Genomic DNA, 20,950 nt, shown 5'->3' with positions numbered 1-20,950 from the left:
GCCATTCGGCAGATAGGCTGAGTGCCGATCGCAAGGTCTAATGACGCCATCCGAACCAGGCCACTTCCCGTCCATGCTGGAGTTTCTCATGCAAAGCCCACCCCACGACCCCGGCAGTGCCCTGGCGATCCGTAGCCAATACCGCCAGTCGCAAAGTCGCGCGGCACGCCTGGGCCTGTTGTTGGGCACCGGCCATGAGTTGACCCGCCTGCCATTGGTGCAGATGCGCCAGCGGGCGGTGCAGCGAGCGTGCGCATTCGTCGCCATGGACCATGGCCTGTTGCTGGAGTGGACGCCGGAATCCACGCTGCAAACCGTTGCCAGCCACGGTAGTGCCGAGGGGCTCGGCCTGCTCGCGAACCTGGCGCAGCCCTCGGCGCCCGAACCGCAATGGTTGGACTGCCCCGGCAAAGCCCTGGCGCAGGTCTTGCGCGTGCCGTTGCGAGGGGCCGACGGCATCGTGTTTGGTGCCCTGCTGCTGGGCAACAGCGTGCCCTTGGGCGCCCCCGACAACGAAGACATCGAATCCCTGCAATTGCTCGCGACGCTGCTGGCGGCACACCTGGAGAACAGCCGCCTGCTCCAGGCGCTGCAAGCCCGGGAGCGGACGATGTCCGAGCTGGTCCATCGACTGTTCAGCGCCCAGGAAGACGAACGCAAGCGCGTGGCGTATGACCTTCATGACGGCCTGGCGCAGAACCTCGCCGGGCTGCACCAGCGTCTGCAAGGCTTCGCCGGGCGCTGCCCGCCAATGCCGTCGGCGCTGGACAACGAGCTCCAGGCCATCCTCGACCTGGCCCAGCGCTGCGTCGGCGAGAGTCGGCAATTGATTGGCGGCCTTCGCCCCCATGTGCTGGACGATTTCGGCTTGTACAGCGCCATCGACAAGGAAGCCGATCGCCTGCGCGAGGCCGGGCTAATGGTGGACTGGGCCGAGCACAATGCCGTGCGACTGCCGGCAAACATTGAGATCGCCCTGTTCCGCATCGCCCAGGAAGGCATCAACAACATCCTCAAGCATGCCCGAGCCCGGCAGGTATGCCTGGGCTTGGCGGTGCATGACAGGCGGGCCACGTTGCGGGTCGAGGACGATGGCCGTGGCTTTGCCCTCGAACTGCCCATCGAAAGCCGTGGCTCCAGCCACCTGGGCCTGGCGGCGATGCAGGAACGCGCCAGCCTGCTCGGTGGCCATCTGGACTGTCGCAGCGAACCCGATGGCGGCACTCGTTTGTCGGCCAGCGTGCCGCTGCCCACCCAAGGAGCACATTCATGAACCGTCCCCTGCGCCTGCTATTGGCCGATGATCACGAAGTCACCCGCACCGGTTTCATTTCCATGCTGGCCGGCATCGAGGGGTTCGAAGTGGTCGGCCAGGCCTGCGACGGCCAGGAGGCACTCGACCTGTGCGAGCGGTTGCAACCGGACATCGCCATCCTCGATATTCGCATGCCGGTGCTCAACGGCCTCGGTGCGGCGCGCATCCTCAAGCAACGCCAGCCACAGATCAAAGTGATCGTCTTCACCATGGACGACAGCCCCGACCACCTCGAGGCCGCCATCGCAGCGGGAGCCGTCGGCTATTTGCTCAAGGATGCCAGCCGTGCAGAGATGCTCGATGCGCTGAAACGGGTCGCCCAGGGCGAGGAGGCCCTGAACAGCGCAGTCAGCGCCCGCCTCTTGCGGCGCATGGCCGAGCGCGGCGCCAGCGGTGCGCCACAGGTCCAGGCCCTGACGACACGGGAGCGACAAGTGCTCGGCCTGGTCGCCAGTGGGTTCAGCAACCGTGAGATTGGTGAAAAACTCGGCATCGCCCCCGGCACTGCGAAAGCCCACGTGGAGCGGGTCATCGGCAAGCTTGGCGCCGCCGACCGGACCCAGGCCGCGGTACGCGGTGTCGCCCTTGGGCTGGTCGCGCAGCCTTCCGGACAATGGCCATGAGGTTTCTCGCCGCCCGCCGTTGGGCCAACCTGCCCTTGCGCGGCAAGGCCTTGGTGGTGATCTCCCTGCCGCTGGTGGTCTTGCTGCTGTCCCTGGTGCTGATCTACATCACCGAGCGCCAGACCGCCCGCGCCGAAGAAGATGTACGACGGGTGCTGCTGGTACAGGGCGACATCCAGGCAGTGCACACCTTGCTGGCCGAAGCGGCCGCCAGCGTGCGTGGCTATCTGCTGACCCGCCGCGAAGATTTCCTGCCCGGCTATGAACAGGCCACGCCCAAGATCCAGGCCGCGCTGCAACGCCTGGACCACAATATCCGCGACGCCAGGATGCGCGAGCACCTCAAGACCATCACGCCGCTGATCGCCGAGAAACTCAAGGGGCTGGTTGCCCTGCGCACGGGCAAGGGCGATGACACCGCAACCATCACCGCGATCCTGATCGAAAACAAACAGGTCCTCGACGTGTTGCGCGAACAGATCAGCGCCATGCGCATACGCGAGGACGCCCTGCTTGCCGAACGCAGCGCCGCTGCCTCGGCCACGCGCATGCGCCTGCTGTTCGCAACCCTGCTGGCCGCGGTGTGCGGACTGTTTGGCGCCATCGTCGCGGTGCTGTTCCTGTCTAAGGGCATCGTTGCCCGGGTCCAGAAGGTACAAGGCAATGCCCAGCGCCTGGCGTTGGGCCAACCGCTGCTGCCACAACCGCCGGAGCGGGATGAAATCGGCCAACTGGGTACCCGCCTGGTGGAGGCCGGGCAGTTGCTCGCCGAGCGCGAGCGCGCCTTGCGCGATAACGAAGAACGCCTGCGGCTGATCATCGACGGCGTGAAGGACTATGGGATTTTCGCCCTGGACGCCCAGGGCCACGTCATCACGTGGAATGTCGGCGCCGAACGGATCAAGGGCTATACCGAGCAGGAAGTACTCGGCCGGCATTTCTCGCTGTTCTACCTGGCCGAAGAATGCCCGGCGCACCCGGACATGGCGTTACTCGAGGCCACCCGCGACGGCCATTACATGGAAGAAGGCTGGCGATGCCGCAAGGACGGCAGTCGCTTCTGGGCCAGCGTGGTGATCACCGCGCAATACGACAGCACCGGCGCCCTGCGCGGCTTCTCGAAAATCACCCGCGACATTACCGACCGGCGTGCCGCCGAGATCGCCCTGCGCACGGCCCGTGAAGAAGCCGAGAGCGCCAGTCGCGCCAAGAGTGAATTCCTGTCGCGCATGAGCCATGAACTGCGCACGCCGTTGAATTCCATCCTGGGTTTCGCGCAACTGCTGGACATGGATTCCGTTGCCGGCCAGCGTCCCCACGTCAGTCATATCCTGCGGGCCGGCCAGCATTTGCTGGCGTTGATCAACGAAGTGCTCGACATCGCCCGGATCGAAGCGGGCCGCTTGCCGCTGAACATCGAACCGATCGGATTGCCGGCGGTGCTGCACGAGGCGTTGACCCTGGTGTCGCCAATGGCCGCCGACGCCGGCATCCACCTGGCCGAGCTCCCCTTGCTGCCCGACGGCAGCGGCGTGCTTGCCGACCGCCAGCGCCTGGTCCAGGTGCTGCTGAACTTATTGTCCAACGCCATCAAGTACAACCAACCGGGCGGCGAGGTGCGCATCGAGGTCCTCATCGAAGCCCCCCAGGTCAGCATCGCCATCAGCGACACCGGGCAAGGCATCGCCCCCGAGCTGTTGGACCAGCTGTTCAAGCCATTCGAACGCCTCGGCGCCGATCCCCAGGTCGAAGGCACCGGACTCGGACTCTCCCTGAGCAAGAGCCTGCTGGAGATGATGCAAGGCAGCCTGCAAGTGCGCAGCGATCCGGGACAAGGCTGCTGCTTCACCCTGCAACTGCCCTGCGCCCATGTGTCCGGCTCTCAACTGCCACCCATGGTTGCGCTGGAAGTGGCGCGACCGCGTACCGAATTCGATGGCAAGGTGTTGTGCATCGAAGACAACCTGTCGAGCCTGGCCCTGATCGAAACCTTGATGCAGCGCCGTCCGGGGATCCAGTTGTTGTCGAGCATGCAAGGCCAGATGGGCCTCGACCTGGCTCGCCAGCACACGCCGCAGTTGATCTTGCTGGACGTGACATTGCCTGACCTGGATGGCCTGGAAGTGCTGCGCCGCCTGCGCCAATCCTCGACCACCGCGTCGACGCCGGTGCTGATGATCACCGCCGACGCCAGCGACCTGACCCACCGCGCCTTGCACGATGCGGGGGCGACGGCGATCCTGACCAAACCCATTCATATCCAGGCCTTCCTCGGCCATCTCGAACGCTATCTACCGGAGTCCGCATGAATCGCGATTTGCGCATCCTGATCATTGACGATCAGCGCCCCAACCTGGACCTGATGGAGCAGTTGCTGGCCCGTGAGGGGCTGCACAATGTGCTGAGCAGCACCGAGCCGTTGCGCACCCTCGACCTGTTCAACAGTTTCGAGCCGGACCTGGTTATCCTCGACTTGCATATGCCCGCATTCGACGGCTTCGCCGTGCTGGAGCAACTCAACCGGCGGATCCCGGCCAATGACTATTTGCCGATCCTGGTACTGACCGCCGACGCCACCCGCGACACTCGCTTGCGCGCGTTGGCGCTGGGCGCGCGGGACTTCATCAGCAAACCCCTCGATGCGCTGGAAACCATGCTGCGCGTGTGGAACCTGCTGGAAACCCGGGCGCTTTATAAATCGTTGCGCACCTTGGTCCCCGCCCAACAAATCGAATTGCTGCGTCAGCACCGGCCCACCACCGAGGCCCACCAGACTATTTGATTCGGTAGTGAAACGTATTCCTGACCGCCGGCACCGGGACCGCCCTGCCATCAACGATCCGCGGCTGGTATCGGAATGTCTGGGCGGCCGCCAGGGACGGTCGGATGAACAATGGGTGACAGCCATCGAGCACCCTCGGGTTTTCGATCTTCCCTTCCGGCGTCACGCTGTATTCCACGGTGCAATCACCTTCCAACCCTTTGTCCAGTGCCCGTTGCGGATAGTCCGGGGCCTCTTTGCTCAGGGGCAGATAGCTGCGGCTGTCGGCGGCCAGGCGCGCCTGTTCGGCACGACGTTGCTGGGCGAGCGCTTCGGCCTGTTGGGCCTGGCGTTGTTGCTCGACAGCCTGTTGCCGGGCAGTCTGCTGCTCGGCTTCGTGCCGACGACGTTCGCTTTCCTGGCGCTGCCGTTGCTCATCGGCCTGTTGCTCGCGCTTGCGTTCCTCGACCCGCTTGCGAGCTACAGCTGCCTGCTCCAGCTTCTTTGCCTGGAGCTGCGGATCAGGCGTTGTCTCGACCGGCTTGGGACGTGGCGCTTCGACCGGTGGCGCAGGCGCTTCGATTGATGGCGGCGCGGCAACTGCCACGGGCGCGGGCGCCTCAGGAATCGGCGCCGGTGGCAGGATAACCAGTTGCGTACGCAACACCCGAGGCGCCTCCACTAGCGGTTTCTCCACTGTCCAACCCGCCGCCAGCATGACGACAACGGCGGCGTGCAACGCCACGGCACCGCCTGCCGCCAAGCCGTTTCTCCAAAAACCGTCACGCTCCAGCGCGGGCCAACCCGTGGACGAACCGTGCATGATCATCGCCGTCATCGTTCAGCCTCGGTCACCAGTCCCAGGTTGCTTACCCCGCCTTGCTGCAGGGCCGCCATGGCGGCGACGACCCGGGCGTAATCGGCGTGGCCATCGGCCCGGATATAGACCTGGGTATCGTTGTGCTCGGCCACGACCTGCGCCACCTTCATGCGCAGTTGCTCCAGGTCCACCGCGCTGTCGGTCTGCTGGTGGGTGTCCAGCTCACCGCCGAGGTTCCAGTAGTAACCGCCCTCGGCTTTCACCGACAACGTCAGGATCCGCTGGCGGCTGTCGTTGGCCAAGGCTTCGCTGGCAACCTTGGGCAGCTCGATCTTCACACCTTGGGTCAGCATCGGCGCGGTGACCATGAAGATCACCAGCAACACCAGCATGACATCGATGTAAGGCACCACATTCATTTCGGCCTTGGGCCCGTGCTTGCGTTGCGGCTTGACTAACATCTGCCCTCTCCCTTCACGCGGCCGTCGCCAGGTTTACCGAGGCGCCGTGCAACTTGTGGTGCAAGCGCGCCTGCAATTCGTTGCCGAAGGCGTAATAACGGGTCAGCAGCGTCTGCCCGCGCGCAGCCAGTCGGTTATACGCAACCACCGCCGGAATCGCGGCAAACAGGCCGATGGCCGTGGCGATCAAGGCTTCGGCGATGCCCGGCGCCACGGTGGAAAGGCTGGCCTGTTGCACCTGGGACAATCCCAGGAAGGCATTCATGATTCCCCAGACGGTACCGAACAGGCCGATGTAAGGGCTGACCGAGCCGACGGTGGCGAGAAACTGCAGGCCCTTTTCCAGCTGGATCTCCTGTTCGCTGATCGCCACGTGCAGCGAGCGTTCGACGCCTTCGAGCACCACGGCAGGGCTGCCCGAAGGCAGGCTCAACTGGGTGAACGCTTTGTAACCAGCGTGGAAAACCGGCAACACGCCGCCGTCCTCCGCTCGGGCCTGGGCCGTTTCGCGGTACAGCGGCAGCAGATCGGCACTGCTGCGAAAGCGCTGGAGGAAACCGTTGAATTGGCGCTCGCTGCGCTGCAGCACGCTGCTGCGCTGGATGATCAGGTACCAGCTCAGCAACGAAGCCAATAACAATGTGAGCATGACCGCCTTGACCAGCAGGCTCGCGTCGCTGATCAAGCCCCAGATCGTCATGTGTTCCAGTGTGGCTTGCATGGGTTGAACTCCTATCGGGCTGCTATTGCATGAAATGTTCGTGACCGGTTGATGACGGCGCCGCTCAAGGCAGGCCTAGCGCTTTCGCCACGTCGGCCCAAGGCACGAACTTGAAGTTCTGGGCTTGCTCAGGCATGCGCTTGCGCCCGTCCTGGACCACCAGCAGGCCTCGGCTCCAAGCCCCCCCGAGGTTGGCCGAAACCACCTCCAGGCCGTCGGTTTCCGAAGCACCGTCGATTCGCGCCGCGGCGTTCAACCCGACCCTGAAGGTTCCACGCACGGCATAGGGCGGCTGGGCATCGAGCACCACGTAGCTGTCGTTGCCCTGGCTGGAGATCACCAGGTAGTCGTGGCCGGCGCTTTGGTACAAGGCGATGCCTTCGACGTCAGCGTGCAGTTGCGCGCCGACCTTGATCACGCTGCCCAGGGTTGCCGGTTGGTCGGCACGGGCATCCATTGTCCAGACGCCGACGTCTTCCTCGCCGAGAAACAACCGTTGGCGCAGGTCGTCGGCCACGCAGCCTTCGGGTTGGCTGTCGACGCTGAACTGGCGCACCAACTCGCCCTTGATCGAGCCATCCGCAGCGTGCAAGCGGTATTGCAGGTATTGCCCATCCTTGCCATTGGCGAAGGCATACAGCTCGCCGCTTTCGGGCTGGAACAGGCAGATCCCGTAGATTTCCTTGAGCGGCGTCGGGACTTCGCCAGCTTCACGCAACTCACCGCTGGCGCGATCGATGCTGAACAGGCTCAGGCTGTTGCGGTCACGGTTGCTGGCGACGGCCAGGTCGACAGTCTGCGAGCCCAACTTGAAGCCGCTGCGCACATCGACATTGTTGAGGCGACCCACCGGCAGCTCTTGCAACAACTTGCCTTGCAGGTCGTAAGCCAACAGGCCTTGCTTCTTGTTGGTGCCCAGCACTCGACTCAGGGCGGGTGTGGTCGGGTGGACCCAGATCGCCGGGTCATCCGCCGCATCACCTTGGCGGGCGACCGGCTCGCTCTGGGCGATGGCGGCCACGTTGGGCAACCTCGGTGCCAATGGCACCGGGGTGGGCTGCCAATCGATGTCGCCTTGGTAGAGGCGGCCATTGTCATCGTCACGCAGCAACAGCTCGACGCCACGTTTCGTCATCCGCACCGCGAGGCTTTCCGGCTCTTTCAGGCCCAGTAGCGGAAGACCGGCCTTGGAGACCCATGCCTGGCCTTGCTGCTGATACACATTCAACTGCGCCGCTTGCGGGTCCAACCCGAGCATGCCCCCGGGCAGCGCGGCCATGGCACCGGCCACTTGGCGGATATCACCGAACGGTGCCCGCATCGCCACGGGCGCCCGCACGGACTCGGCCTCGGAGGACGCCGGATAAGCCCACCATCCCACCCGCTCTTCATTGACGAACAATTGGTTGGCGTCGTCCTGTACCTGGCACGTCGTGGCATCCGGCGGCAACGGCAGGCCACGCACCCGTTGCGCGGGCTCGCTGAGCTGCTCGCCATGGCCCACCAGCCACTGCTCGCCCCGGCCTTCTTCACCCACCAGGAACACGAACAGATTGCTCGCCTCGTCGCGGTACAGGCACAGGCCGTTCACCGGAAAATCCCGCGCTGGCAGATAAAGCGGTGTGCCCCACTGGCGCTTCTGCGGATCAAGGCTGACCAGCAGCGCTTGCTGGCGGTCGCTGTCGAGGCTGGTCACCAGCACGTTTGCGCCAAGGGCGCGGGTATCCAGGCTATCGAACGCGCCGTTGAAGCGGCTCAGTTCACGCCCTTGGTCATCGAGCAGCAACAACCCATCGCGTCCGGCCAACAACCGCCCGGTGGCGGCCTCGCCAGGCAGGAACGCCACCGCGTTCGCCGACAGGTCCTGGGCCCAGGGTTGCAGCTTCAGGCTTGGAGCGGCCTGTGCGTGGCTGGTCATCAGGCAGGCGATCAACGCCAGCAGGTAATGCTTGGGTAAAGACAGCTTTGTATTCAACGGAAAAATCCTTGTCATGGAGCCAAACTTGAACGGCTCCCTCGCCACAGCGGATGGGGGTCTATTCAAAAATGGGTAAACGTCAGCCCCAGCTTGTAGGTCGGTCCGTATTCCTCGTACTGGCCGTTGTAGGAACGGTGGCCGGTGTAGACGAAATACGGCTCGTCAGTGAGGTTCTGGGCTTCCAGGCTGACTTGAAGATTCTTGGTCAGCGAATAGCGGGCACTGAAATCGACGAAGGTCTGGGCATCGACATACAGGTCATGGTCGCGGTCGCTGATGGAGGCCAGCTCATACAGGTAGGCCGATTTGTAGTTGGCAGAGAGGCGCAGGCTGAGTTTGTCGTTTTCCCAACCCAGCATCAGGTTGCCGACCGTGTCCGACTGGTTTGGCAGGTCGATGCTGCGCTTGCGCTGGGTGCCGCTGGCCTGGTCGAACCCTTCGATTTGCGCATCGGATCGACTGAACGTCGCGTTGCCGCCCAGCAGCAGGCCGTTCCATGGCGCTGGCAGCCAATCGAATTTTTGCGAGTAAGCCAGTTCCAGGCCATAGAGCTTGGCGCTGTCGCCGTTGGCGAAACTGTGGGCTTCGGCGAAATCGGTCCAGGCGCCAGTGCCGGCCAGGTCGGTGTTGTAGACGAAGTTCTGGATGTCCTTGTAGAACACGAACGCCGAGACGGTGCCGGCGCGGCCCATGAAGTGTTCGATGCCCAGGTCCAGGTTGCTCGATTCCAGCGGCTTGAGGTCCGGGTTGCCGAAGGTGGCCTCGTCATCGTCGATGACAAAGCCCGGCGCCAATTGGCCGAAGGTTGGCCGTACCACGGACTTGGTCCAGGCCGCGCGCACCTGGGTGTTCTTGTCCAGCTGATACCGCGCGTGCAGGCCTGGCAGCCAATGGTGATATCGGCGGCGGGTATCGGTGTCGGTAAAGACCCCGTCGGTGACGCCGGTGCCCTTGGCCTCGAACTCGGTGCCCTCGTAGCGCATGCCGGCGATGAAGCGCCAATCGTCAACATCGACGGTGTTCATCAGGTAGGCGGCGTTGATGTCTTCGCTCATCTTGAAGTCGTTGACCCGCGACTCCTGCTCATCGAAGAAAGCATCGCGATCGAGACCTCCCAGCAGTTGCTTGATCGCGTCGGCGCTGATACCCGGACCGAACCGGCCGAGGCGGTAATCCACGGTGCCCTTTTGGAACTGGCCAAGATTGAGTTGCTCGTCGGTGAAGCCCAGGTCATCGAAATCCTCGTAGACCCAGGCGTCGAGATCGTTGTCCTTGTCGCGCCGGCTGACCTTGCCGCCGAACTTCACCTGGGACGCGTAGCCTTTCAAGTCATAATCGCGGGCCAGATCCAGGCGCAGGTTCTTCTCGGTGTCGGTGGTTTTCTGTTGCTCCCACTCCACCTTGTCGAGGCTGAGTTTGTTGGGATCGTAGAAGCCTGGGCCAACGATCGGCCGCGGCTTGTCGCTGTCGTAGAAACCGCCGTCAAAGCCATCGATGCCCTTGAACGTTGCGCCGGCAATATGGCCGGGGCTGTCCTCGCTGGACTCGCTGTAGCCGGCCTGGCCACTCAAGGTCCAGAGACCGAACAGGCGCTCGCCGCCGAGGACATAGGATTGGATTTCCTGGGTCTCTTCACGCTGCTTGAGCTTGCGTTCGCCCTCGGCAGGCCCGATTTCGCCCGGTGCCTGCGGGTTGTCGAAGGCAATGCTGGCGGCGTTGCGGGTTTCGGTGTCTTTGTAGCGGCTGTAGAGCGTGCGCAGGTAATAGCTGCTGAAATCGTCGGGCTTGTAGTCGAAATTCAGCCCGCCACCGGCGCGCTCGCGGCGGATGTCGTAGTCGCGCTGTTCGAACTCTTCGAGCCGTGAGCCTTGCTCGAAATCCCAGGCACCGCCGGTTTCGACGTTGTCCGAACCGAAGTCACGCTTCTGCCAGCTCAGCGCGGCAGCGACGCCGAAGTTGTCGATGCCGTCGCCCAGGCTGAAACGATCGCTGATGGCGCCGGAAAATTTCGGGCTGGTCTGGGCGGTGTTCTTGTCATAGCTGGCTTCGCTGCTGCCGGTGTAGAACAGGCCATCATGGTCGAAAGCCGAGAGGCTCTTGACGTCCACCGTGCCACCCAGGGAGTTGGCGTCCATGTCCGGCGTCAGGGTCTTGATCACCGACAGCGACTGCACCAGCTCCGAGGGCAGCACGTCGAGGGCGACCGCGCGACGCTCGCTCTCCGGGGCCGGCACCAGCGTGCCATTGATGGTCACGCTGTTGAGGTCCGGCCCCAGCCCACGCACGCTGACGAAGCGACCTTCGCCCTGGTCGCGTTCGACGCTGATGCCCGGCAGGCGCTGCACCGCTTCGGCGACGTTCTCATCCGGCAACTGCGCCACGCCGTCGGCATGCACCACGCTCTTGATGCTGTCGGCGCTGCGTTGCTCCTTGAGGGCCTGGTCGATACTGGCGGCCTGGCCGACCACCTCGACGTGCTCGGTGGCCGATGGCTCGGCAGCGCTCAATCGCTCGCTGGCCACGGCCATGGCCAAGGCGGTAAACGTAAAACCGACGAGCCCGGCGGTGCTGGTGCGGTGCTGCATGGTGGTCCTCCCCCAGGAATCCGAATATCCGCCAGGCAACGGCCCGGCAACTGGGAGGGCACGCTAGGGGTGGGGAATGACGGTTCTGTGACAGGGCTTGGCTGGAGGGGCTGCAATCAGCTTATTTAGGGGGGCTGGCGAGCCTGAATGAGCTGAAATGACCTACTGGAACCGCGCTCGGAAACTCCGTGGCGAGGGAGCTTGCTCCCGCTGGGGTGCGCAGCGCCCCCAAAACCAAGCACCACGGTCCTGGCAGACCATCTGCGCCTGCTGCGCAGTCGAGCGGGAGCAAGCTCCCTCGCCACGGGGCGGTGTTGCCGCAAAAAATCCGAATAACCGATGAGCTGATTCGACCTCCCCCACCCCATCACCCACCGTCACCGCCCTGTCACATTCATCTGCTGTGCTGGGCCGCATTCCGCTTCTGGCAAAGGATTCCAGCCCATGTTTTCCACGCTACGCCCGCATCGCCTCAAACTCGCCCTGCTACTGCTGGCGGCGAACCTCGGGCTGATCCTGCATCTGGCCAACGGTTCGATCAAACCCGTGGAGCAATGGATCTGGCTGGACATTCTCGGCGAGGGTGGCTCGGCGCTGCTGGCGCTGGTGTGGCTGGGCCTGGTCCTGAAAAGCCGCCCCGCCGGGCGGGTGACCAACTACCTGGTCCTGGGCCTGGGCTGCATTTTCTTTTCCTGGTGGATCGACAGCCTCGACGAGTTCATCCATCTGCCCGACACCATCACCTGGGATCATTGGCTCGAATCAGGACCGATGCCGGTGGGCATGATCCTGCTGACGCTGGGCATTTACCATTGGCACCGCGAGCAACTGGCGATCAACGGGCAGATGGAGAAGCGCGAGCGGCTGTTTCGCGAGCACCGTCTGTTCGACAAACTCACGCCTTTGGGCGGCGCGGACTTTCTCAAGCATGAACTGACCGCCAGCCTGGAGGACAGCCGGCGCCGGCAGCAGCCCCTGTCGCTGTTGGCCCTGGACCTCGACAACTTCTCCGCGATCAACCAGCGTTTCGGTCACAGCGAAGGCGACGCCGTGTTGCAAGCCGTCAGCCAACTGCTGGTGATGAACCTGCGGCGCCAGGACCTGGTATGCCGCCTCGCCGGTGACCGCTTCGTCGTGCTGCTGCCCGACACGGGTGAAAGTCAGGGCCTGCGCCAGGCCAAGGAGCTGGAACAGGCGGTTCGCAGCCTCGCCCACAAGACCCGGCAACACGGCGAGCGCTTGCAACTGGCGGCCAGCACGGCGGTGGTGATGGCGTTCGACGAAACCCCTGAAGCCTTGCTCAAACGCCTGAACCTGACGCTGGCCCAAACCCGGCACACGCTGGCGAAAAGCGCCTGAGGCTGGCCGATGACACTCAAGACCCATTGGTACGAATCCGACAGCCGCTTCATTGCGGGGCACTATCAACCGGCGACGCTGATCGACCTGGCGCTGTCGCGGGACATCGACAGTCATCGCCTGCTGCGCGGCACCGGCCTGTTCCACGACGATATCCTCGCAGGCCGAAGCCGCATCAGCCCGCAACAGTTTCTCGGCCTGATCGATAACAGCCGACGGCTGCTGGATGCCAACGACAGCAGCTTCCTGTTCGGCCAGCGACTCTTGCCCGGCCACTACGGACCGGCCAGCCATGCCCTGCGTCACGCCCAGAATCTGCATCAGGCGCTGGACACACTGCTCGACTATCAACTGCTGCTCAGCCCGTTGGCCGCACCTCGTTTGTTGCTGGACGAGCATTACGCTTACATCCACTGGCTGGACAGCTGCGGCGCCGATGAGCAGTGGCGCTTCGTGCTTGAAGCCAGCATGACGTCGATGGTCGCGATGAGTGCCTGGCTCAGCGGTGAACGCCTGCCCTGGCAATGCAATTTTCGCCACGACGAACCGCGTTACGTCGAACAATATTGGGTGCACCTGGGCGAGAACAGCCAGTTCAATCGACCGCTGGATATGATGCGCCTGCCCCGTCATTGCCTGGCCCAACCCTGGCCCAACACCTCGGCGACCGCTGGCCAAGTCGCGCGGATCGAAGCCCGGGAGCAGGTCGACCAATTGGGTTTCGCGTCGAGCTTCCTAGACTGCCTCTACGACTATCTGCATGCCCACGTACAGCAAACGCCAAGCCTGGAACAGACCGCACAAGCCTTCGCCATGAGCCCGGCGACGCTCAAGCGCAAGTTGCACAAGCACCACACCGGGTTCCAGCAACAGGTGGACCGGGTGCACACGCACGTGGCGCTGTACCTGTATCAGATCAAGGGGTTCAGCAACGAGGAAGTGGCGCAGTACCTGAGCTTCAACGATACGGCGAACTTCCGCCGGGCATTCAAGCGCTGGACCGGCAGTACGCCGAAGCTGATCCGGCAGTTGCTGGCGTTGGGATAGGAGCAGGCGACCCTCTGGGGGCGATGGGTGTCTGTGGCGAGGAAGCTTGCTCCCGCTGGACCGGTCCGACACCTCGGGTGCAGCAAGCCCGAGATCCTGCGGCCGCTACGCAGCCGAGCGGGAGCAAGCTCCCTCGCCACAAGAGCACTGTTGGAGCCTATGCAGACTCAATGCCCGCGAATGTAATGCTCCAACTGCCGGATCAGGTCCGCTTGCTCGACGAGTGATTCCTTCACCAGATCGCCAATGGACAGCAGTCCGATCAACTCGCCGTTATCCAGCACCGGCAGGTGTCGCAAGTGGCTGTCGGTCATGACTTCCATGCAGCGGTCGATGCTTTGCTGGCTGTCGGCGGTGATCACCGGTGTGCTCATGATGGTGCGCACCGTAGTGCCCACGGATGAGCGGCCCTTGAGCACCATTTTGCGCGCGTAATCCCGCTCGCTGAATACCCCCACCACTTGCCCGCCTTCGATGACCGGCAATGCGCCGACGTTTTTCTCGGCCATGATCTGCAACGCTTCGAGCACGGTCTGCTCCGGTGCGATGCTGTGGACCTGCTGGTTCTGCACGCTCTTGAGTCTTACCAGTTGGGCGGCGGTTTTCATTGTTAATCCCCAGGTTGCGAATAAAACAATAATTCAAGCGAAACCATTCCTATGGCGAGGGGATTGATCCCTGCTCGGTTGCGTAGCGACCGTAAGAATTTGGGGCCGCTGCGCAGCCCAGCGGGGATAAATCCCCTCGCCACAAATGGGTAAGCCAATCAGTCTTCGCCAATCTCCACCACATCACCGTTGAGCCGCACCGGCCACACCCGCAGGCGCTGCTCGGGGTATTCCAGGCAATGGCCGTCTTCCAGGCGGAAATGCTGTTTGTACATCGGCGAGGCAATCACCAGTTCGCCCTTGATGTTGCCCAGCAATCCACGACCGATGACGTTGGCGCCGGACTTCGGGTCGCGGTTGTCGACGGCGTACAACGGCTTGTCCGCATGTTCCGGCAGGTACAGCAGCGCCACTTGGTTGCCGTCATGCCAGGCGACCACGCCGGAGTTCGGTACCAGGTCCTCGCGGCTGCACAGGGCGCGCCATTGCTGGGGTTCTTGAGCGATACGAACGACGTTTGACTGGCTCATCAGAGCACCTCCTCGGTGACGGGAATCAGGTGAAGTTCGCCGGCATGCACCGGCCGGCGCTGGCCGCGCTCGCGGACGAAATGAACGTCCGGATCGCCGCGCTTGTCGTTGACGAAGGTCCGGAAGCGCTTGAGTTTTTCCGGGTCCTTCAAGGCGTTGGCCCACTCGCATTCGTAGCGGTCGACCACCAACTGCATCTGCGCTTCGAGCTCGGCACCCAGGCCCAGGCTGTCGTGGATGATCACGTCCTTGAGGTAGTCCAGGCCACCTTCCAGGCTTTCACGCCAGACCGAGGTGCGTTGCAGCTTGTCGGCGGTGCGGATGTAGAACATCAGGAAGCGGTCGATGTAGCGGATCAGCGTCGCGTCGTCCAGGTCGGTGGCGAACAGCTCGGCGTGGCGCGGACGCATGCCGCCGTTGCCGGCCACATAGAGATTCCAGCCTTTTTCGGTGGCGATGACGCCGACGTCCTTGCTCTGGGCTTCGGCGCATTCACGGGTGCAACCGGACACGGCGAACTTGAGCTTGTGCGGCGAGCGCAGGCCTTTGTAGCGGTCCTCGATGGTCAGGGCCATTTGCACGCTGTCCTGCACGCCGTAGCGGCACCAGGTGCTGCCCACGCAGGACTTCACCGTGCGCGTCGACTTGCCGTAGGCGTGGCCGGTTTCGAAGCCGGCTTCGATCAGTTCGGCCCAGATGTCCGGCAACTGGTGCAACTGCGCGCCGAACAAGTCGATGCGCTGGCCGCCGGTGATCTTGGTGTAGAGGTCGTATTTCTTCGCGACGACGCCGATGGCGATCAGTTTGTCAGCGGTGATTTCCCCACCGGCAATGCGTGGTACCACCGAGTAGGTACCGTTCTTCTGCATGTTCGCCATGAAGGTGTCGTTGGTGTCCTGCAATGGCACCAGGTGCGGATCCATGATCGGCTGGTTCCAGCACGACGCCAGGATCGAACCCACCGCCGGCTTGCACAGGTCGCAACCGGTGTGGCCGCGACCGTGTTTGGCCAACAGCTCTTCGAAACTGATGATCCCTTCCACTCGCACCAGCGCATACAGCTCCTGGCGGGTGTAGGCGAAATGTTCACACAGGCTCTTATCGACGCTGACGCCACGGGCGATCAGTTCGTGCTCAAAGACTTGCTTGACGAGGGCCGCACAACCGCCGCAGCCGGTGCCGGCCTTGGTGTCGCACTTGAGCTGGCCGAGATCGGTGCAGCCGCCGTCGATGGCCGAGCAGATCGAGCCCTTGGTGACGTTGTGGCACGAGCAGATGGTCGCGGCTTCAGGCAACGCCGCCGGGCCGAGTGTCGGGGCGCCTTCGGAGGACGGCAGGATCAGGCTGGCGGCATCCTTGGGCAAGGCGATGCCGTTCTGCATGTACTGCAAGAGCGTGTCGTAGTAGCTGTTGTCGCCGACCAGTACGGCGCCAATCACGCGCTTGCCGTCAGCATCGACCACCAGGCGCCGGTAGCTGGCGCTGGTTCCGTCGATGAACTGGAAGCTGCGCGAACCCGGCGTATGGCCGTGCGCGTCGCCGATGGAGCCGACATCGACGCCCAGCAGCTTGAGCTTGGTGGACATGTCCGCGCCGGTGAAGGCCTCGCCGGCTTCGCCACAAAGGCGCGCGGCGACGTTGCGGGCCATCTGGTAGCCCGGCGCGACCAGCCCGAAGATGCTGCCATTCCACGCCGCGCATTCACCGATGGCGTAGATGTCCGGGTCGCTGCTCTGGCAATGATCGTCGATCACCACGCCACCGCGCGGGCCGATTTGCAGCTCGCATTGGCGGGCCAGGGCGTCCTGGGCGCGGATACCGGCGGAAAACACGATCAGGTCGGTTTCGAGGAAATCGTCGCTGCCGAAGTTCATCCGATAGCGGTATTGCTCACCCGTGCTGATGGATTGGGTGCCCTTGGACAAATGCACGCCGACGCCGAGTTTCTCGATGCGCGCCTTGAGGGCCAGCCCGCCCTGCTCGTCCAGTTGCACCGGCATCAGCCGTGGGGCGAATTCGACGACGTGGGCTTCCAGGCCAAGGGTTTTCAAGGCGTTGGCCGCCTCCAGGCCCAGCAGGCCGCCACCGACCACCACGCCACGACGGGCATTGCTGGCGGCGTTACGGATGGCGTCGAGGTCTTCGAGCGTACGGTAGACCAGGCAGGAATCGCCTTCGGCGCCCTGGATCGGTGGCACGAACGGGTAAGAACCGGTGGCGAGCACCAGCTTGTCGTAGCGGATGCGTTCCCCGGCGGTGACCACTTCGTGCGCCTGACGGTCGATTTCCAGTACCGGCACGCCCAGGTGCAGCGTGACGCCAGGGGTCTGGTACAACGAGGCTTCGCCCAAGGCCAGCGATTCGGCGTCCCGGCCGGAAAAATACTCGGACAGGTGCACGCGGTCGTAGGCACGCATCGGCTCTTCGCTGAAGACATGCACGCGGTAATGGTTGAGGGCGCCGCGCTCGATCAGTTGCTCGACGCAGTGGTGGCCGACCATGCCATTGCCGATCACGATCAGCGTTTGCAGCTTGTTCAGGGAAGCAACGTTGGAATTCATAAAAGCACCCGACAAAAGCCCATCACGGTTTTTTGAAAGCAAAAAAAAGACGCCTGAAACCTTGCGGTTCCAGGCGTCTTTGCCTGTTCTGTGCGGTATCGATCCGGCGACTGCGCCCTGATCTACCGTTATCCCCCGGCCTGCTGGCACTCGATCTTCGTTGACCGACGGGGCTGCCCACTCGATTGTGTTCACGGTGGACCTGGACAACGTCTTGCAGCGAGCGTGCCAAACCTTGCTTGACCAGCCGCGACAACCTCATGGGCATCCCACAATCCCCTGTGGGAGCGGGCTTGCCCGCGAAGAGGCCCGCCCTGCCACCTCAAGCTGACCGGCGCCAGCTACCGTTTCACTAGCACCACCCTCTGCCTTGCGATGGTGCGGCAACCCACCTGCGGCTTCATAAAAGTGCACCCCTTCAAACCCGTCGGCAAAAATCCTGAACCATCGCCAACCCCGATTTTCACAATAAGTGAGGAGCCCGTCCGGTCGCCGCACAAGCGACTCACGACGCCCGGAAAGTGGCTTGTTGTCCACCCCGAAACGAAGGAGATTCAACGATGAAAATCAATGAAATCATGAGTCGGGAAGTCCGCACGATCTCGCCTGATACCCCACTGCGCGAAGTCGCGCTGATCATGCGCCAGGCCGATATCGGCGCGCTGGTGATCAATCAGGACGACCGCATGGCCGGGATGGTGACCGACCGCGACTTGGTGGTTCGAGCCATGGCCGAAGGCATGAACATGGACACCCCGGTCAGTCGGATCATGAGCGATGAGGTGCGCTATTGCTTCGATGACGAAGAGATCGACCACGTCGCCAAGAACATGGCCCAGATCGAAAAACGCCGCCTGCCGGTGGTGAACCGTGACAAGCGCCTGGTGGGCATGGTCTCGCTGGCCAACGTCGCCAGTTGCAACGCCGATAAAGTCAGCGCCAACCTGCTGCGCGGCGTCGCGCGCCCCCACTGACCCTTGGAAGGAGCTGCGGAGCAAGCACAATGGATGAGCGAAACCCACCTGTGGTGGTGATCTGTGGTTCCACCGCCGGCGTCGGGCGCGCCACCGCACACCGATTCGCTGCCGCGGGCTACCGGGTCGGGCTGCTGGCCCGGGGTGAGCAGGCCCTGGCGGCGACGGAAGACGAACTCAAACAACTGGGCGCGAAATGCCTGGGGATCAGCGTCGATGTCGCCGACGCCGAAGCGGTACTCGATGCAGCTCAACGAATGGAACGGGAACTGGGACCGGTCGGCGTGTGGGTCAACTGCGCGATGGTCACGGTGTTTTCGCCCATCCGCCAGTTGAATGCCGAGGAAGTCCGCAGGGTGACCGAGGTGACTTACTTGGGTACCGTCCACGGCACCCTCGCGGCGCTGGACCTCATGGGCCGACGCAATCGTGGGGTGATTATCCAGGTCGGTTCGGCGCTGGCCTATCGCGCCATTCCGTTGCAGGCGGCCTATTGCGGGGCCAAGTTCGCGGTGCGAGGCTTCACTGATTCCTTGCGCTGCGAACTGCTTCACGAGCACAGCGATATCAGGGTCTGCATGGTGCAACTGCCTGCAATCAACACACCGCAGTTCGATTGGGCGCGCAACAAGTTGGGCAAGCGTGTGCAACCCGTGCCGCCGATTCATGACCCGGACGTGGCCGCCCGGGCAATATTCAGCGTGGTCAAGCGTACGCCCAGGGAATTGTGGCTGGGTGCGGCCTCGCTCAAGGCCATCGTCGGCACTTGCCTGATGCCGGGACTGCTCGATCGTTTGCTGGCCCGTAACGCCTATTCAGGACAGATGACCAACGAGGATGACGACCATCAGCGCCCGGATAACCTGTTAGAACCGCAGGAGCCCTTGCATCGTACCCGTGGGCGGTTCAGCGGCCGCTCACGGGACTCCGCGTTGGCCCTGAGTTCGACCCAGGTATCGGCGCTGCTGCTCGCCACCGGCGGTTTGCTGGCAGTCGTGCTGCTATTGTTTTGAGCGGCGGAACCACCGATAACCGTATCCGTGCAAGGTCAGGCCCGATTGTTTCCTGGTCGGGTACGGACTGTCGGACAACACTTCCTCGAAACCCTCCAGGTCCATTTCCCGCAACCGCACCGTGACCGCGTCCTTGCCGAGGTTCGCCAGCATGATCGAGGTGGCCTCGCAGACATGGGCGATGGCGAACACTGCTGGATGGTCGACCGTCAGCAGTTGTGCCTTGCCGTCGCCAACTTCCTTCAGGTCCGCGCGGGCCCGCAACAATTGACGTGCCCGGTGCAACAACGATTCGGGGTCTTTCAGTTGGCCTGCAACATTCAAATGCGTGTAGGCAAACCGTCCTTCATCGATCACCGGGACGGTCGGGCGTCGGGCCGAGGAAAATCCGCCGTTGGCCTGGTCATTCCATTGCATGGGCGTGCGCACCGACAGACGCTCCGGGCGGGACAGGTCGTCGCCCATTCCAATTTCTTCGCCGTAGCGCACGATCGGCGTGCCGGGCAGCGACAGCAACAACGCCTGGGCCAATGCCTGGCGACGCACGTCACCGTCGAGCATTGGCGCCAGGCGTCGGCGAATACCTCGGCCATACAAGCGCATGTCCGGCTCCGGAGCGAAGGCCTGCATCACCTCTTCGCGCTCCTGCTCGCTCAGGCGCTCCAGGTCGAGCTCGTCATGGTTGCGCAGCCACACCGCGTAATTCGCGCCGTCCGGTGGTGCGGGCCGCCGGGTGATCGCCCGTTGCAGGGGTTCGGCTTCGCCGCGGGCCAGGGCCAGGAACAGGTGATTGTTGACCCAGAAATCCAGCACCAGGCCCAGGCGCTCCCCGGTGCCGAAATAATGGCTGTAGCGCTCCGGCTCGACGTCCACTTCGCCCATTAGCACCCCTTCGGGATTGATCTCGGTCATGCACTTGAACAACCGATCCAGCACCCAGACACCCTGCTCTTCATCGCCACCTCCGGCCTGTTCCACCAGATGGGAAGCGGCATCGAGGCGAAAGCCGGCGATACCGAGTTCGAGCCAGTGGACCATGACCCGCTCGATCTCCTCGACGACCCGCGGGTTCGCCAGGTTCAGGTCCGGTTCGTGGCGATAGAACAGATGCCGATAGTACTGCCCTGCCTGCTCGTCCCACTGCCAGATGCTGTCTTCCACCGAGGGAAAGATTGGCTGGTTGCCGTCGTCCACCGGCGTGTCGGACCACAGGTAGTAATCCCGGTAGACGCTGCCCTTGTCCCGTCGTGCCCGGAGGAACCAGGGATGCTGGTCGCTGGTGTGCTGCACGACCAGTTCAAGGATCACGCGGATGCCACGTTCACCGGCCTGCACGATCAACTGGCGCAAATCCTCTTCGCTGCCAAAGCGCGGGTCCAGCGCCATGAAATCGCTGACGTCATAGCCGGCGTCCTTGAACGGTGACCGATACAACGGCATCAGCCAGAGCGCACCGACGCCCAACGCTTGCAGGTAATCGAGTTGCCTGATGATGCCCTTCAAGTCGCCACGGCCGTCGCCGTTGCTGTCGTAGAACAAGGAAGGATCGATTTGATAGATCAAGGTATTGCGGTGCCAGTTGGCTTTCATCGGT

17 protein-coding genes are annotated in these 20,950 nt (G+C 63.4%); 8 read left to right on the top strand and 9 right to left on the bottom strand.

Features of this window, described 5'->3' with window-relative positions; genetic code table 11:
- Positions 1-88: 88 nt before the first annotated feature.
- The 4 genes from AB4N42_RS17100 to AB4N42_RS17085 are packed head-to-tail and all read left to right on the top strand — an operon-like array spanning position 89 to position 4,720.
- Complete coding sequence (locus AB4N42_RS17100; protein WP_431145454.1) at positions 89-1,273, top strand: sensor histidine kinase; 1,185 nt, start codon at positions 89-91, stop codon at positions 1,271-1,273.
- The gene (locus tag AB4N42_RS17095; protein ID WP_198796416.1) at positions 1,270-1,938 is read left to right on the top strand and encodes a response regulator; all 669 of its coding nucleotides are present in this window, start codon (positions 1,270-1,272) and stop codon (positions 1,936-1,938) included. Before AB4N42_RS17100 ends, AB4N42_RS17095 begins: the two co-directional genes overlap by 4 nt.
- Entirely contained in the window at positions 1,935-4,247 is a 2,313-nt protein-coding gene (locus AB4N42_RS17090) for an ATP-binding protein (RefSeq protein ID WP_217859548.1), read from the top strand. The genes AB4N42_RS17095 and AB4N42_RS17090 overlap by 4 nt, the downstream gene beginning before the upstream one ends.
- A complete protein-coding gene (locus AB4N42_RS17085; protein WP_030140681.1) occupies positions 4,244-4,720 on the top strand; it encodes a response regulator in 477 nt (158 codons plus the stop codon). Before AB4N42_RS17090 ends, AB4N42_RS17085 begins: the two co-directional genes overlap by 4 nt.
- Here AB4N42_RS17085 and AB4N42_RS17080 read toward each other — a convergent pair.
- The 5 genes from AB4N42_RS17080 to AB4N42_RS17060 all read right to left on the bottom strand — a co-directional run bounded on the left by AB4N42_RS17080 (position 4,713) and on the right by AB4N42_RS17060 (position 11,264).
- Positions 4,713-5,537 (bottom strand): energy transducer TonB, encoded by an 825-nt coding sequence (locus tag AB4N42_RS17080; protein WP_198796415.1) that lies wholly within the window; start codon positions 5,535-5,537, stop codon positions 4,713-4,715. The two genes, AB4N42_RS17085 and AB4N42_RS17080, sit on opposite strands and share 8 nt — an antisense overlap.
- The gene (gene tolR, locus AB4N42_RS17075) at positions 5,534-5,980 is read right to left on the bottom strand and encodes a protein TolR (RefSeq protein WP_460115041.1); all 447 of its coding nucleotides are present in this window, start codon (positions 5,978-5,980) and stop codon (positions 5,534-5,536) included. Before tolR ends, AB4N42_RS17080 begins: the two co-directional genes overlap by 4 nt.
- A 13-nt stretch (positions 5,981-5,993) precedes the next feature.
- Entirely contained in the window at positions 5,994-6,701 is a 708-nt protein-coding gene (gene tolQ / locus AB4N42_RS17070) for a protein TolQ (RefSeq protein WP_431145452.1), read from the bottom strand.
- A gap of 64 nt (positions 6,702-6,765) precedes the next feature.
- Positions 6,766-8,619, bottom strand: a complete 1,854-nt coding sequence (locus AB4N42_RS17065; RefSeq protein WP_258650991.1) for a phytase — start codon at positions 8,617-8,619, stop codon at positions 6,766-6,768.
- A 122-nt stretch (positions 8,620-8,741) separates the two neighbouring features.
- Positions 8,742-11,264 (bottom strand): TonB-dependent receptor, encoded by a 2,523-nt coding sequence (locus AB4N42_RS17060; protein ID WP_460115040.1) that lies wholly within the window; start codon positions 11,262-11,264, stop codon positions 8,742-8,744.
- A 444-nt stretch (positions 11,265-11,708) separates the two neighbouring features.
- On the opposite strand from AB4N42_RS17060, the gene AB4N42_RS17055 reads away from it, so the two are divergent.
- Positions 11,709-12,623, top strand: coding sequence for a GGDEF domain-containing protein (locus AB4N42_RS17055; protein WP_460115039.1), 915 nt, complete (start codon positions 11,709-11,711; stop codon positions 12,621-12,623).
- Positions 12,624-12,632: 9 nt separating this feature from the next.
- Positions 12,633-13,670 (top strand): AraC family transcriptional regulator ligand-binding domain-containing protein, encoded by a 1,038-nt coding sequence (locus AB4N42_RS17050; protein WP_460115038.1) that lies wholly within the window; start codon positions 12,633-12,635, stop codon positions 13,668-13,670.
- 167 nt (positions 13,671-13,837) lie between these two features.
- Here the strand turns inward: AB4N42_RS17050 and AB4N42_RS17045 are convergent, their stop codons facing one another.
- The 3 genes from AB4N42_RS17045 to nirB form a co-directional block, all read right to left on the bottom strand.
- On the bottom strand, positions 13,838-14,278 hold the full coding sequence (locus tag AB4N42_RS17045) for a CBS domain-containing protein (protein WP_407683268.1): 441 nt from the start codon (positions 14,276-14,278) through the stop codon (positions 13,838-13,840).
- A 158-nt stretch (positions 14,279-14,436) separates the two neighbouring features.
- Complete coding sequence (gene nirD, locus AB4N42_RS17040; RefSeq protein ID WP_030140672.1) at positions 14,437-14,808, bottom strand: nitrite reductase small subunit NirD; 372 nt, start codon at positions 14,806-14,808, stop codon at positions 14,437-14,439.
- Positions 14,808-17,369 carry a nitrite reductase large subunit NirB gene (gene nirB, locus AB4N42_RS17035; protein ID WP_323155519.1) on the bottom strand — a complete coding sequence of 854 codons (2,562 nt, stop codon included), beginning with the start codon at positions 17,367-17,369 and terminating at the stop codon, positions 14,808-14,810. Before nirB ends, nirD begins: the two co-directional genes overlap by 1 nt.
- Positions 17,370-17,929: 560 nt before the next feature.
- Between nirB and AB4N42_RS17030 the strand changes: the two genes are divergently transcribed.
- On the top strand, positions 17,930-18,343 hold the full coding sequence (locus AB4N42_RS17030; protein ID WP_030140670.1) for a CBS domain-containing protein: 414 nt from the start codon (positions 17,930-17,932) through the stop codon (positions 18,341-18,343).
- Positions 18,344-18,372: 29 nt separating this feature from the next.
- Entirely contained in the window at positions 18,373-19,356 is a 984-nt protein-coding gene (locus AB4N42_RS17025) for an SDR family oxidoreductase (RefSeq protein WP_460115037.1), read from the top strand.
- On the opposite strand, the gene AB4N42_RS17020 is transcribed toward AB4N42_RS17025, so the two are convergent.
- On the bottom strand, positions 19,345-20,946 hold the full coding sequence (locus AB4N42_RS17020) for an alpha-amylase family protein (RefSeq protein ID WP_460115036.1): 1,602 nt from the start codon (positions 20,944-20,946) through the stop codon (positions 19,345-19,347). The genes AB4N42_RS17025 and AB4N42_RS17020 overlap by 12 nt on opposite strands.
- Between the last annotated feature and the right edge of the window lie 4 nt (positions 20,947-20,950).

The organism is Pseudomonas sp. H2_D02 (assembly GCF_054677635.1).
Note: the sequence above shows the minus strand (reverse complement) of the source record. Positions and strands in the feature narration are given on the sequence as shown.

Bases quoted from the DNA above. Each gene is read 5' to 3' on its own strand.
- AB4N42_RS17085 (WP_030140681.1), top strand. From the start codon at position 4,244: ATGAATCGCGATTTGCGCATCCTGATCATTGACGATCAGCGCCCCAAC.
- AB4N42_RS17030 (WP_030140670.1), top strand. From the start codon at position 17,930: ATGAAAATCAATGAAATCATGAGTCGGGAAGTCCGCACGATCTCGCCT.
- AB4N42_RS17080 (WP_198796415.1), bottom strand. From the start codon at position 5,537: ATGACGGCGATGATCATGCACGGTTCGTCCACGGGTTGGCCCGCGCTG.
- nirB (WP_323155519.1), bottom strand. From the start codon at position 17,369: ATGAATTCCAACGTTGCTTCCCTGAACAAGCTGCAAACGCTGATCGTG.
- AB4N42_RS17045 (WP_407683268.1), bottom strand. From the start codon at position 14,278: ATGAAAACCGCCGCCCAACTGGTAAGACTCAAGAGCGTGCAGAACCAG.
- AB4N42_RS17100 (WP_431145454.1), top strand. From the start codon at position 89: ATGCAAAGCCCACCCCACGACCCCGGCAGTGCCCTGGCGATCCGTAGC.
- nirD (WP_030140672.1), bottom strand. From the start codon at position 14,808: ATGAGCCAGTCAAACGTCGTTCGTATCGCTCAAGAACCCCAGCAATGG.
- AB4N42_RS17055 (WP_460115039.1), top strand. From the start codon at position 11,709: ATGTTTTCCACGCTACGCCCGCATCGCCTCAAACTCGCCCTGCTACTG.
- AB4N42_RS17050 (WP_460115038.1), top strand. From the start codon at position 12,633: ATGACACTCAAGACCCATTGGTACGAATCCGACAGCCGCTTCATTGCG.
- AB4N42_RS17095 (WP_198796416.1), top strand. From the start codon at position 1,270: ATGAACCGTCCCCTGCGCCTGCTATTGGCCGATGATCACGAAGTCACC.
- AB4N42_RS17060 (WP_460115040.1), bottom strand. From the start codon at position 11,264: ATGCAGCACCGCACCAGCACCGCCGGGCTCGTCGGTTTTACGTTTACC.
- AB4N42_RS17020 (WP_460115036.1), bottom strand. From the start codon at position 20,946: ATGAAAGCCAACTGGCACCGCAATACCTTGATCTATCAAATCGATCCT.
- AB4N42_RS17090 (WP_217859548.1), top strand. From the start codon at position 1,935: ATGAGGTTTCTCGCCGCCCGCCGTTGGGCCAACCTGCCCTTGCGCGGC.
- tolQ (WP_431145452.1), bottom strand. From the start codon at position 6,701: ATGCAAGCCACACTGGAACACATGACGATCTGGGGCTTGATCAGCGAC.
- tolR (WP_460115041.1), bottom strand. From the start codon at position 5,980: ATGTTAGTCAAGCCGCAACGCAAGCACGGGCCCAAGGCCGAAATGAAT.
- AB4N42_RS17065 (WP_258650991.1), bottom strand. From the start codon at position 8,619: ATGACCAGCCACGCACAGGCCGCTCCAAGCCTGAAGCTGCAACCCTGG.
- AB4N42_RS17025 (WP_460115037.1), top strand. From the start codon at position 18,373: ATGGATGAGCGAAACCCACCTGTGGTGGTGATCTGTGGTTCCACCGCC.